The organism is Salmonella sp. 741265116_PST, from assembly GCF_046567715.1.
In the GTDB taxonomy this organism is placed as follows: Bacteria; Pseudomonadota; Gammaproteobacteria; order Enterobacterales; family Enterobacteriaceae; genus Salmonella; species Salmonella enterica.
The window spans coordinates 15799-28799 of record NZ_JBKFPH010000028.1 but is presented as its reverse complement, the minus strand read 5'-3'; the positions used below and the strand labels follow the sequence as shown (position 1 = coordinate 28799).

The 13001-nt window shown below is 49.9% G+C and carries 11 protein-coding genes; 9 read left to right on the top strand and 2 right to left on the bottom strand.

Going from position 1 to position 13001, the window contains the following annotated elements:
• Positions 1–10 precede the first annotated feature (10 nt).
• Both mnmH and allS read right to left on the bottom strand, forming a co-directional pair.
• The gene (mnmH, locus tag ACLD11_RS17455; protein ID WP_411015167.1) at positions 11–1105 is read right to left on the bottom strand and encodes a tRNA 2-selenouridine(34) synthase MnmH; all 1095 of its coding nucleotides are present in this window, start codon (positions 1103–1105) and stop codon (positions 11–13) included.
• A gap of 69 nt (positions 1106–1174) precedes the next feature.
• A complete protein-coding gene (gene allS, locus ACLD11_RS17450) occupies positions 1175–2101 on the bottom strand; it encodes an HTH-type transcriptional activator AllS (protein ID WP_000460169.1) in 927 nt (308 codons plus the stop codon).
• A gap of 226 nt (positions 2102–2327) precedes the next feature.
• On the opposite strand from allS, the gene allA reads away from it, so the two are divergent.
• From allA to ACLD11_RS17405, 9 genes are all read left to right on the top strand, one after another.
• Positions 2328–2810 (top strand): ureidoglycolate lyase, encoded by a 483-nt coding sequence (gene allA, locus ACLD11_RS17445; protein WP_001648158.1) that lies wholly within the window; start codon positions 2328–2330, stop codon positions 2808–2810.
• Between the two features lie 78 nt (positions 2811–2888).
• Complete coding sequence (gene allR / locus ACLD11_RS17440) at positions 2889–3707, top strand: HTH-type transcriptional repressor AllR (protein WP_000141265.1); 819 nt, start codon at positions 2889–2891, stop codon at positions 3705–3707.
• Between the two features lie 84 nt (positions 3708–3791).
• The gene (gene gcl, locus ACLD11_RS17435; RefSeq protein WP_411015165.1) at positions 3792–5573 is read left to right on the top strand and encodes a glyoxylate carboligase; all 1782 of its coding nucleotides are present in this window, start codon (positions 3792–3794) and stop codon (positions 5571–5573) included.
• A gap of 12 nt (positions 5574–5585) precedes the next feature.
• Complete coding sequence (gene gip / locus ACLD11_RS17430) at positions 5586–6362, top strand: hydroxypyruvate isomerase Gip (RefSeq protein WP_411015164.1); 777 nt, start codon at positions 5586–5588, stop codon at positions 6360–6362.
• Positions 6363–6462: 100 nt separating this feature from the next.
• Complete coding sequence (gene glxR / locus ACLD11_RS17425; RefSeq protein ID WP_411015162.1) at positions 6463–7341, top strand: 2-hydroxy-3-oxopropionate reductase; 879 nt, start codon at positions 6463–6465, stop codon at positions 7339–7341.
• 65 nt (positions 7342–7406) lie between these two features.
• The gene (locus tag ACLD11_RS17420; RefSeq protein ID WP_061377223.1) at positions 7407–8654 is read left to right on the top strand and encodes an MFS transporter; all 1248 of its coding nucleotides are present in this window, start codon (positions 7407–7409) and stop codon (positions 8652–8654) included.
• Between the two features lie 95 nt (positions 8655–8749).
• Entirely contained in the window at positions 8750–10204 is a 1455-nt protein-coding gene (locus ACLD11_RS17415) for an allantoin transporter (protein ID WP_411015161.1), read from the top strand.
• Positions 10205–10282: 78 nt separating this feature from the next.
• Positions 10283–11644 carry an allantoinase AllB gene (allB, locus tag ACLD11_RS17410; protein ID WP_000006865.1) on the top strand — a complete coding sequence of 454 codons (1362 nt, stop codon included), beginning with the start codon at positions 10283–10285 and terminating at the stop codon, positions 11642–11644.
• Between the two features lie 58 nt (positions 11645–11702).
• The gene (locus ACLD11_RS17405) at positions 11703–13001 is read left to right on the top strand and encodes a uracil/xanthine transporter (RefSeq protein WP_000484505.1); all 1299 of its coding nucleotides are present in this window, start codon (positions 11703–11705) and stop codon (positions 12999–13001) included.

Sequence of the window (13001 nt, the reverse complement as noted above, 5' to 3'; positions counted from 1 at the left end):
TAAAAATAAGCTATTGCGCTTTTAGCCAGTTGGCAACCTCTTGCCATGGGCCGCGAAAAACGATATTCGCGGCTTTTTTCTCCAGTTGATAGCGATACATTGGGTCGTAATATTCGTTAAGTAGCGGAACCAGCCATGCCATATGGCCGTCGGTGCTGCCGCTGGATAATTGCTCCGCCAGCGCCCTATCCAGCGTGTCCGTCAGTTCGGCAAAGCGTTGCAACCCCAGACGGCGGCGAATAGCGAACAGTCCATGATGAAGATATTCACTATACGCCTGCCAACCGGCTTCATCGCCGTAGGCGTGGGTGAAGTCGTGATGCATACGGATGAAATACTCTTCACGCAGTCGTTCCAGACGAAGCGCAAACGGATCTTCCACTACCGCAATGGGGGCCTGCGCCATTCTTTCGCGTAAACACTCAGGCAGATGGTTGGCGCCGATCGTTCGCCCTTCATCTTCCAGTACCCACCTTTTTAGCGTCTGACGCGCGTTAATTTTCAGCAATTCAACGGCAAGTTTGTTTTCAAAACTGGCCTGGCTGAGCTGGGGTTTCAGTGTGCGGCCAAAAGAGGAGCCGCGATGACGCGCGAGACCTTCCAGATCCACGCCGTTGGGCTGTTGTCGCACCAGTTGCGTTTTGCCGCTGCCCGTACAGCCGCCAATTAAAAGTATCGGTTTTTGCGCCAGTTGCCAGGTCGCCTGAATTACTGTCTGGCGCAGCGCTTTATAGCCGCCTTCAATAAGCGGGCAGTCAATCCCTGTTTCTTGCAGCCAACGTTGTACGATATGTGACCGCTGACCGCCGCGCGCGCAGCACAGATATCCGTTGGGGAAACGTTGATACGCGGCTTTCCAGGCCTCAAGCCGCTGCTGGCGAATGTCGCCGCAAACCAGCCGATGCCCCAACGCTAACGCCGCATCCGCGCCCTGACGTTTGTAGCAGGTGCCGACGGCGGCCCGCTCGTCATCCATCATCAATGGCAGGTTGATAGCGCCCGGCATGGCGCCCTGTTCAAACTCAATCGGCGCGCGTACATCAATTAAAGGCGTATCGGCAAGGAGGAGCGCGCGATAGTCCTGTGCTTTTTGTCTGTCTTGCATAACGTAAAACGTAACCTTAAATCATCCTTTGCGCTATTTTACGCGCCAATTCGCAAAGTGGCTTGATTTTTAACAGCGTACCGTGTTGAAAATGGATAAAAAACCGGCTATTTCGGGCTGTCGTTGGGTAAATAATTTCACAATGTCTTCTACCGCTTTGCCTCCGCCAAATTTATGCCAGGCGAGGCTTAACGGTGAGGGCGGACGCATCGTCGGAATGGTACAGCTTACCAGTTCGTTTTTGTCGATCAGCGTTTGACAAAGCGGCTGCGGGACAAAACCGATACCGACGCCTGCCAGATGAGCGGCGATTTTGGTTTCCATATCAGGCACGATAATTTCCTTCTGCCCCGGAAGGCGCCAGGCTACCCGCTTGGTCAGCGTACGCGCGCTGTCTTCGATATTAATTGCCGGGAAACGGCGCAACTGCGCTTCTGTTAGAGGCCCGCTGACGTGAGCTAAAGGATGATCCGCGGACATCACAAAACGCCATTGTACGGAACCTAAAGGGTCGAGCATAAAGGTATTAGCCAACGGCTCGGTGCCAGTTACGCCAATCGCCAGCGAAAAACCTTCATACAGGAGCGAATCCCAGACGCCCATATAAATTTGCCGGGAAAAGTGAAACTGAGTGAAAGGGTAACGCGCATTAAGCCACGATAAGAGACTGGCGACCGCTTGCGGGCTATAGAGCAGGTTATTCACCACAATATTGACCTGACGCTCTACGCCGTCGTTAACCTGGCGTAGCTCGTCAGGCATACTGTCCAGCCACGCAAGCCAGTCTTTTGCCTGAGAGAGAAGGTGAGAGCCCGCCGCCGTCAACGAGACGCTTCGCGTTGTGCGAAAGAACAGCCCTACGCCGGTATTTTCCTCCAGCAGTTTGATGCGGTAGCTAATGGTTGCCGTGGTTTTACACAGGCGCTCCGCCGCTTTGGAGAAACTCCCCGTTTCGGCAACGCTGATAAAGGTACGCAGTGTTTCCGGGTCAAACATCGTCAGACGCCTCCTTACGATCCTGATAAAACCAGAATTGTTTTCCTATGATTTTTAAGTAGTTTTACATAATAGCCATGTTTGATTTGTGGTCTAAATCTACTTTTGGAAAAATATTCCAACTTTTATGTTGATGTTAAATCCCGAAGGTTTTAGATTGCATGGTATTGAAACCGGATAGAGTCCAAACCGCGGTTAAACGGAATCGAGCTACAAGGGAAAAATAATGAAACTTGAGGTATTACCGTTAGATCAGAAGACGTTCAGCGCTTATGGCGATGTTATTGAGACGCAGGAACGTGACTTTTTTCATATAAACAACGGGTTAGTTGAGCGATATCACGACCTGGCGAAGGTTGAAGTTCTGGAGCAGGATCGCACGCTGATCAGTATTAACAGGGCGCAACCGGCCGTGATGCCTATTGTGGTACATGAACTGGAACGTCATCCTTTAGGTACGCAGGCGTTTGTGCCGATGAACGGCGAGGCTTTTGTCGTTATTGTCGCGCTCGGCGATGATAAACCCGATCTCTCCACGCTGCGGGCGTTTATTAGCAATGGACGGCAGGGCGTCAATTATCACCGTAATGTATGGCATCACCCGCTGTTTGCGTGGCAGACGGTTACCGATTTTCTGACGGTGGATCGCGGTGGCAGCGATAACTGTGATGTTGAAAGTATCCCGACACATGAACTCTGTTTTGCGTGACGCTATTGGCCTTCTTGCATAAGATGAACATATTGTTCATTGTTTATGCTCATATTTTGGGCCGGAGTTAACGTAAATATGACGGAAGTAAGACGACGCGGCAGGCCAGGACAGGCAGAGCCGACTGCGCAGAAAGGCGCTCAGGCGCTGGAGAGGGGCATAGCGATATTGCAATATCTCGAAAGAAGCGGCGGCAGTTCATCAGTTAGTGATATTTCCGGCAGCCTGGATTTACCGCTTTCTACGACGTTTCGCCTGTTAAAGGTACTGCAAGCGGCTGATTTTGTGTACCAGGATAGCCAGCTTGGCTGGTGGCATATTGGTTTAGGCGTATTTAATGTGGGCTCTGCGTATATTCATAATCGCGATGTCCTCTCGGTGGCCGGACCCTTTATGCACCGACTTATGCTGCTTTCTGGCGAGACGGTCAACGTAGCGATTCGCAACGGTAATGAAGCGGTGTTAATCGGTCAAAAGGAGTGCAAATCGATGGTCAGAATGTGCGCGCCCTTAGGGAGTCGTCTGCCGTTACATGCTTCCGGCGCCGGAAAAGCGCTGCTTTACCCGCTCACCGAAGAAGAGCTGGTGGGGATCGTCGTCAATACCGGTTTGCGGCGGTTTACGCCGACCACTCTGGTGGATTTACCTATCCTGCTTAAAAATCTGGAGCAGGCGCGTGAACAGGGCTACACCGTTGACCAGGAAGAACATGTTGTCGGGCTGAATTGTATCGCCTCCGCTATCTATGACGATGCGGGCAGCGTGGTCGCCGCTATCTCAATATCGGGACCGGCTTCCCGGCTGACGGAAGATCGCTTTATCAGCCAGGGTGAACTGGTACGGGATACCGCGAAAGACATCAGTACGGCGCTTGGGCTAAAACCCCCTGTAGCCTGAGCCGCATCCCGCTCGCTGGAGCGGGACTTTTTTAAAATTTTTAAAAGTTGGAAACTTTTTCCAATAAAAAGAGGTAGCAATAAAATGGCAAAAATGAGAGCCGTGGATGCGGCAATGTATGTGCTGGAAAAAGAAGGTATCACCACAGCATTCGGCGTTCCTGGGGCTGCAATCAACCCCTTCTATTCTGCAATGCGTAAGCATGGAGGCATTCGCCATATACTGGCGCGTCATGTGGAAGGCGCTTCGCATATGGCTGAGGGCTACACACGTGCGGCGGCAGGTAATATTGGGGTCTGCCTGGGCACTTCCGGCCCGGCGGGAACCGACATGATCACCGCGCTCTATTCCGCTTCTGCCGACTCTATCCCGATTTTATGCATTACCGGTCAGGCGCCACGAGCGCGTCTGCACAAGGAAGATTTCCAGGCAGTCGATATTGAAGCGATTGCAAAACCAGTCAGCAAGATGGCAGTGACGGTTCGTGAGGCGGCGCTGGTGCCGCGCGTATTACAACAGGCTTTTCATCTGATGCGCTCAGGCCGCCCAGGTCCTGTGCTGGTTGATTTACCGTTTGATGTCCAGGTTGCGGAAATCGAATTCGATCCGGATATGTATGAGCCGCTGCCGGTATATAAGCCAGCCGCCAGCCGCGTACAGATTGAAAAGGCGCTGGAGATGCTGATTCAGTCCGAGCGTCCGGTAATTGTCGCGGGCGGCGGGGTTATTAACGCCGACGCCGCGCCACTGCTGCAGCGGTTTGCCGAACTGACCAGCGTACCGGTGATCCCTACTCTGATGGGCTGGGGCTGTATCCCGGACGATCACCCCTTAATGGCGGGGATGGTTGGCCTGCAAACGGCGCACCGCTACGGTAACGCCACTCTGCTGGCATCCGATATGGTTTTTGGCATCGGTAACCGTTTCGCCAACCGTCATACGGGGTCCGTTGAGAAATATACTCAGGGGCGAAAAATCATCCATATCGATATTGAACCGACGCAAATTGGCCGCGTGTTGTGCCCGGATCTGGGCATCGTTTCTGACGCCAAAGCGGCGCTAACGTTGCTGATCGATGTCGCGCAGGAGATGCAAAAAGCGGGGCGTTTGCCATGCCGGAAGACCTGGGTGGATGAATGCCAGCAGCGTAAACGGACTTTGCTGCGTAAAACCCACTTTGACAACGTGCCAGTGAAGCCGCAGCGCGTCTATGAAGAGATGAACAAAGCCTTTGGTCGCGATGTGTGCTATGTCACCACCATTGGGTTGTCGCAAATCGCGGCAGCGCAGATGCTGCATGTGTTTAAAGACAGACACTGGATCAACTGCGGCCAGGCGGGGCCTCTTGGCTGGACAATCCCGGCGGCATTAGGGGTATGTGCTGCCGATCCGCAACGCAATGTGGTGGCGATTTCCGGCGATTTCGACTTCCAGTTCCTGATTGAAGAGTTAGCCGTCGGCGCGCAGTTTAACATTCCGTATATCCATGTGCTGGTTAACAACGCTTATCTTGGCCTGATTCGCCAGTCGCAACGCGCATTTGACATGGACTACTGCGTACAGCTCGCCTTTGAAAATATCAACTCCAGCGAAGTGAATGGTTATGGCGTTGACCATGTAAAAGTGGCGGAAGGATTAGGCTGTAAAGCCATTCGTGTCTTTAAACCGGAAGATATTGCGCCTGCATTTGAACAAGCCAAAGCGCTAATGGCGCAATATCGCGTTCCGGTGGTGGTGGAAGTCATTCTGGAACGCGTAACCAATATTTCCATGGGCAGCGAACTGGATAACGTAACCGAGTTTGAAGAGGTTGCGGATAGTGCGAAAGATGCGCCAACAGAAACCTGTTTTATGAAATATGAGTAAGGGAGGTAATCGATGTTACGTTTCTCTGCCAATCTTTCTATGCTGTTTACGGAATATGATTTCCTGGAACGCTTTGATAAAGCGGCGTTGTCGGGATTTCGCGGCGTGGAATTCATGTTTCCCTACGATAACGACATCGAAGTGTTAAAACGTAAGCTCAGGGATAATAATCTGGAACATACGTTACATAATTTACCGGCTGGCGACTGGGCGGCTGGCGAACGTGGAATTGCCTGTATTCCTGGGCGCGAAGAAGAGTTTCGCGATGGCGTAGCGGCCGCAATCCGCTATGCACGTGCGTTAGGCAATAAGAAAATAAATTGTCTGGTGGGTAAAACGCCGTCAGGATTCTCCGCAACGGAGATCCACGACACGTTGGTTGAAAACCTGCGCTATGCGGCAAATATGCTGGCGAAAGAAGACATTTTATTACTTATCGAACCTATTAATCACTTTGATATGCCGGGATTCCATCTCACCGGCACTCAACAGGCGTTAGCATTAATTAAGGATATCGGCAGCGATAATATCAAAATTCAGTATGATATTTATCACATGCAACGCATGGAAGGGGAATTAACGCAAACCATGACGGCATGGGCCGATAAAATAGGCCATTTACAAATTGCTGATAACCCGCGTCGCGGCGAGCCGGGGACCGGGGAAATCAATTATGACTTTATTTTTAATGTCATTAAACAGTCTGGTTATGATGGCTGGGTTGGCTGTGAATATAAACCACTGACTACCACGGAAGCGGGATTATTGTGGATTAATCAGTACCGTTAAAACGCAGAATAATTCGGGCAGCGCTTTTTTTTCCACTGTGTTGGAAGGGGATTGTGTTGCCTGAATCTGGAAACACCGAAAGCAATAAAAGAGGTTGTATATGAAACTGGGATTTATTGGCCTGGGAATTATGGGCTCGCCAATGGCTATCAATTTGGCACGCGCCGGTCATCAATTACACGTCACGACTATTGGTCCGGTCGCGGACGAACTGCTCTCGCTGGGGGCGGTAAATGTTGAGACTGCACGTCAGGTAACTGAATTTGCAGACATCATCTTCATAATGGTGCCGGATACGCCGCAGGTTGAAGACGTGTTATTTGGCGAACACGGTTGCGCTAAAACATCGCTTCAGGGAAAAACCATCGTCGATATGAGTTCTATTTCTCCTATCGAAACCAAACGTTTTGCCCAGCGCGTTAATGAAATGGGCGCTGATTACCTGGATGCCCCGGTTTCCGGGGGCGAAATCGGGGCGCGTGAAGGCACTCTGTCGATTATGGTCGGCGGCGAGCAGAAAGTCTTTGACCGCGTTAAACCGCTCTTTGACATCCTGGGAAAAAATATCACCCTGGTGGGCGGCAATGGGGATGGGCAAACCTGTAAGGTGGCTAACCAAATTATTGTTGCGCTGAATATTGAAGCGGTTTCTGAAGCCTTAGTGTTTGCTGCAAAAGCAGGTGCCGATCCGGTACGCGTGCGCCAGGCATTAATGGGCGGGTTCGCCTCTTCACGCATTCTGGAAGTTCACGGCGAGCGGATGATCAACCGGACGTTCGAGCCTGGTTTCAAAATCTCGCTTCATCAGAAAGACCTTAATCTTGCATTGCAAAGCGCAAAAGCGCTGGCGCTGAATTTACCGAATACGGCGACCTGCCAGGAATTATTCAATACCTGTGCGGCAAATGGCGGGAGCCAGCTTGATCATTCGGCAATGGTACAGGCGCTGGAATTAATGGCCAATCATAAATTGTCCTAATTATGTGTATCGCTGCGGCTGCAGCGATACCTGTTCACAAGGAACACTCTGTAAAGGTGAAGAACATGAGTGAAACTAAAAAATCCGGGATTGATTACTGGAAACAAATTGTTGTCGTAATGAGTCTGGGCTGGGTAGCGATTTGGATCTATCGCACCGTGCTTACGCCAATTTATCCAGAAATTCAGGCATCTTTAGACAATGTAAGTAATGCAGAAATAGGCGCTATTGCAAGTTTTTACTTTTTTGCTTACTGCAGTATGCAAATTCCTTGCGGAATATTGGTCGATAAATTCGGTCAAAAAATCATGCTGATGGCCGGATTTACGCTATTTATTATTGGTACACTCTGTATCGCGAAAGCCAATGGCCTGACCATGATCTATATAGGGTCGCTAATGGCAGGTGGCGGATGCGCTTCTTTCTTTAGCTCGGCTTATTCACTCTCTTCGGCAAACGTGCCGCAGGCCCGTCGGGCATTAGCCAACGCGATTATCAACAGTGGGTCGGCTATAGGGATGGGGATTGGCTTAATCGGTTCCAGCGTATTAGTAAAAAACATGAGCATGGCCTGGCAAAATGTACTGTATATCGTGGCCGCGATATTAGTAATCATGCTGTGCGTCTTTACGCTGATCATTCGCGGTAAAGCCAAAAGCGACTCTGCGCAAGCGGAAAAGCAAACCCAAACCGTTACGGAAGATGAGAAACGCGCGCCTTTATTCTCTGGTTTATTGTGTAGCGTTTACTTCCTCTATTTCTGTACCTGCTACGGTTACTATTTGATAGTGACCTGGCTGCCCTCTTATCTACAGACTGAAAGAGGATTTGATGGCGGAGCTATCGGGCTGGCATCAGCGCTGGTAGCGGTGGTTGGCGTACCGGGGGCGTTATTTTTTAGCCATCTGTCAGATAAATTCCGTAACAGTAAAGTTAAGGTTATTCTCGGTCTGGAAATTGTGGCGGCAGCAATGTTGGCGTTTACGGTTTTGTCCCCGAATACCACGATGCTGATGGTCAGTCTGACGCTATACGGCTTGCTGGGGAAAATGGCAGTAGACCCGATCCTGATCTCCTTTGTATCTGAACAGGCTTCGGCAAAAAGTCTGGGAAGAGCTTTCAGCCTTTTTAATTTCTTTGGCATGAGCTCGGCGGTTGTCGCCCCAACGTTGACCGGATTTATTTCGGATGTAACGGGGTCGAAGGAGATCAGTTTTGTGATTTCAGCATGTTTAGTGGTTACCGGAACGCTGATCTTTGCTGCTGTCACATTATATAAAAAGAAAGCAACACAACGTATTGCTTCAGCTTAAAAATAATTATATCTATTAATTCTTTATTTTATATTTATTTGTTCCTCATAGCTAAACCCATAACAACGTTATCCGATGCGTGAAAAGAGGGATTTATGGAACATCAAAGAGAGCTATATCAGCAGCGCGGTTATAGCGAAGACTTATTACCTAAAACAGAAACCCAACGAAACTGGAAAACATTTAATTATTTCACCTTATGGATGGGATCTGTACATAACGTGCCAAATTACGTTATGGTCGGCGGTTTTTTTATACTGGGGCTATCAACATTTAATATCATGTTGGCCATTATTATCAGCGCATTATTTATTGCGGCAGCGATGGTAATGAATGGCGCGGCAGGCAGCAAATATGGCGTTCCTTTTGCTATGATATTGCGAGGTTCTTACGGCGTCCGCGGCGCGCTATTCCCTGGATTATTACGAGGGGGAATCGCGGCAATTATGTGGTTCGGCTTGCAGTGTTACGCGGGATCGCTGGCATTTCTTATTTTGATTGGGAAGATCTGGCCAGGATTTCTGACATTAGGCGGAGATTTCAAGCTGTTGGGTCTTTCACTGCCAGGGCTAATTACTTTTCTAATTTTTTGGATTATTAACGTTGGCATCGGTTTTGGCGGTGGTAAAGTATTAAATAAATTTACCGCTATTCTCAATCCATGTATTTACATTGTCTTTGGCGGCATGGCTATTTGGGCAATATCGCTGGTCGGCATTGGCCCGATTCTGGACTATCTGCCTTCAGGCGTGCAAAAAGCAGAGCACAGCGGCTTTCTGTTCCTGGTGGTGATTAACGCCGTAGTCGCCGTCTGGGCTGCGCCAGCGGTGAGCGCGTCCGATTTCACGCAAAACGCGCATTCATTTCGTGCTCAGGCATTGGGACAAACGCTGGGGCTTATCGTAGCGTATATATTATTCGCCGTAGCCAGCGTGTGCATTATTGCCGGAGCCAGTATTCATTATGGTATGGATACCTGGAACGTGCTGGATATTGTGCAGCGCTGGGACAGCCTGTTTGCTTCATTCTTTGCGGTGCTGGTGATTCTGATGACGACAATTTCAACCAACGCCACCGGTAATATTATACCTGCGGGGTATCAAATTGCGGCGCTTGCCCCGACAAAGCTTAACTATAAAAATGGCGTAATGATTGCCAGTATTATCAGTCTACTGATTTGCCCATGGAAATTAATGGAGAATCAGGACAGTATTTATCTGTTCCTCGATATTATCGGCGGTATGCTTGGCCCGGTAATCGGCGTAATGTTAGCTCATTATTTTGTGGTAATGCGTGGAAAAATTAATCTTGATGAGCTGTACACCGCCAGCGGTGATTACAAATATTATGATAATGGATTTAACCTGACTGCATTTTCAGTCACCCTGGTCGCAGTCATTCTGTCATTAGGCGGCAAGTTTATACCATTTATGGAGCCTTTATCCCGCGTGTCCTGGTTTGTAGGCGTAATAGTTGCGTTCGTTGCTTATGCGCTATTGAAGAAACGCACGCGTTTTGAAAATACAGGAGAGCAAAAACTCGCAGGTTAAATATTGAAAAAGCATTAAGCGTATTTAATGAAGTGTGCGCTATTTAAAAACTATCTGTATCCATACAAGGAGTTTGTTATGTCTTTTGATTTAATTATTAAAAACGGTACTGTCATCTTAGAAAACGAAGCGAGAGTTATCGATATCGCCGTCCAGGGCGGAAAAATCGCCGCGATTGGCGAGAACCTGGGGGAAGCGAAAAATGTGCTGGATGCGACGGGATTGATCGTTTCGCCGGGCATGGTTGACGCGCATACCCACATTTCTGAACCGGGCCGTACCCACTGGGAAGGCTATGAAACCGGTACGCGCGCGGCGGCGAAAGGCGGTATTACCACGATGATTGAGATGCCGCTCAATCAGCTGCCGGCGACGGTCGATCGTGAGACGATTGAACTCAAGTTTGACGCGGCGAAAGGTAAGTTGACCATCGACGCCGCGCAGTTGGGCGGTTTGGTCTCTTATAACCTGGATCGGTTGCATGAGCTGGACGAAGTGGGCGTTGTCGGCTTCAAGTGCTTTGTCGCCACCTGCGGCGATCGTGGCATCGATAATGATTTTCGCGACGTTAATGACTGGCAGTTTTACAAAGGCGCGCAAAAACTGGGGGAAATGGACCAGACGGTACTGGTACATTGCGAAAATGCTCTGATTTGCGATGAGCTGGGTGAAGAAGCTAAACGCGAAGGACGCGTAACGGCGCATGATTATGTCGCCTCACGTCCGGTATTTACTGAAGTGGAAGCCATTCGTCGCGTGCTGTATCTGGCGAAAGCGGCAGGTTGCCGTCTGCACGTTTGCCATATCAGCAGCCCGGAGGGGGTAGAGGAAGTAACGCGCGCGCGTCAGGAAGGTCAGGATGTCACCTGTGAATCGTGCCCGCACTATTTTGTCCTCGATACCGATCAGTTCGAAGAGATTGGCACCCTGGCAAAATGTTCTCCGCCAATTCGCGACCAGGAAAACCAGAAAGGGATGTGGGAAAAACTGTTTAACGGCGAAATCGACTGCCTGGTATCCGACCACTCTCCATGCCCTCCGGAAATGAAAGCAGGCAATATCATGCAAGCATGGGGCGGAATTGCCGGACTGCAAAACTGCATGGACGTCATGTTTGATGAAGCGGTGCAAAAACGCGGTATGTCGTTGCCGATGTTTGGCAAATTAATGGCGACCAACGCCGCCGATATTTTTGGTCTGAAACATAAAGGACGTATTGCCCCCGGCAAAGATGCTGACCTGGTCTTTATTCAGCCTGACAGCAGCTATGTTCTGAAAAATGAAGATCTGGAATATCGCCATAAAGTCAGTCCGTATGTTGGCCGTACTATTGGCGCGCGTATTACCAAAACGATTTTGCGCGGCGATGTTATTTATGACATCGAGCATGGCTTCCCTGTGCCGCCAAAAGGTCAGTTTATCCTTAAACATCAGCAGTAATCCGGTGTGATTTAATGCCCGTCGTCACGACGGGCATTCTCTATTTTAAGGTGTGGATATGTTCCCTGTTATTAACCGCGAAAGTGTATTGTCCGGCTTTCAGTGGTTTTTCTTTATTTTCTGTAACACGGTTGTGGTTCCCCCTACCTTGCTGTCCGCTTTTCATCTTCCCGCTGATAACCTGTTAATGCTCACACAATACGCTTTTTTGACCACCGCGTTGGCCTGCCTGGTTCAGGCATTTTGCGGCCATCGCCGCGCCATTATGGAAGGGCCGACAGGGTTGTGGTGGGGCGCTATTCTTACGATTACGCTTGGCGAGGCGTCTCGCGGCACGCCGCTGAACGATATCGCCTCCAGCCTGTCGGTCGGGATCGCGATCTCCGCGATGGTGACGATATTTATCGGCATTAGCGGCTTAGGACACCGTCTGGCTCGCCTGTTTACGCCGGCGGTAATGGTTTTTTTCATGCTGCTTTTGGGCGCGCAACTGACCTCAATATTTTTTAAAGGCATGCTGGGGCTGCCTTTTGGCATTGCCGATACCAGCGCCAGAATCAAATTGGCCCCCTTTGGGCTGGCGGTCGCGGTGATGTGTTTTATCCTCGCGATGATTATTTTCCTGCAGCAGCGTATCTCCCGTTACGCGTTACTGGTAGGGACCGTGGTCGGGTGGGGGCTATGGCGGTTATGCTTTCCTTCATCACACTTACCGCCAGGTGAATTAAGCTGGCGATGGTTTCCGCTGGGCAGCCACGGCACGCTGATGCCGGGTATTATTGTGACGGCGGTGATGACGGGGCTAGTCAACATCAGCAACACTTACGGCGCCATCCGCGGTACCGATATCTTTTATCTGCATCAAGGGTCGGGCAGTTCTCGTTATCGCCGAAGCTTTATGATTTCCGGACTGATGACGTTAGTGACGGTGCCTTTCGCGGTCGTGCCTTTTTCGCCTTTTGTATCTTCCATTGGTTTATTAACGCAAACCGGCGACAGTTCTCGCAAATCTTTTATCTGCGGTAGCGCGCTGTGTCTGCTGGTTGCCATTATAACGCCGTTAACCCGCTTATTTTGCGCTATTCCACTGGCGATCAGCAGCGCCGTTATGCTGGTCTCTTATTTACCTTTACTTTATTCCGGTTTGGTTTTTAGCCAGCAAATTACATTTACCGCGCGGAATATTTATCGCCTGGCGTTACCGCTTTTTGTCGGCATTTTTTTGATGGGGCTTCCTCCGGTCTATTTACAGGATCTTCCACTGATGATTCGTCCTTTGCTTAGCAACGGATTACTGGTGGGAATCTTACTGGCAGTGCTTATGGAAAATCTTATTCCGTGGGAACGCATTAAATAA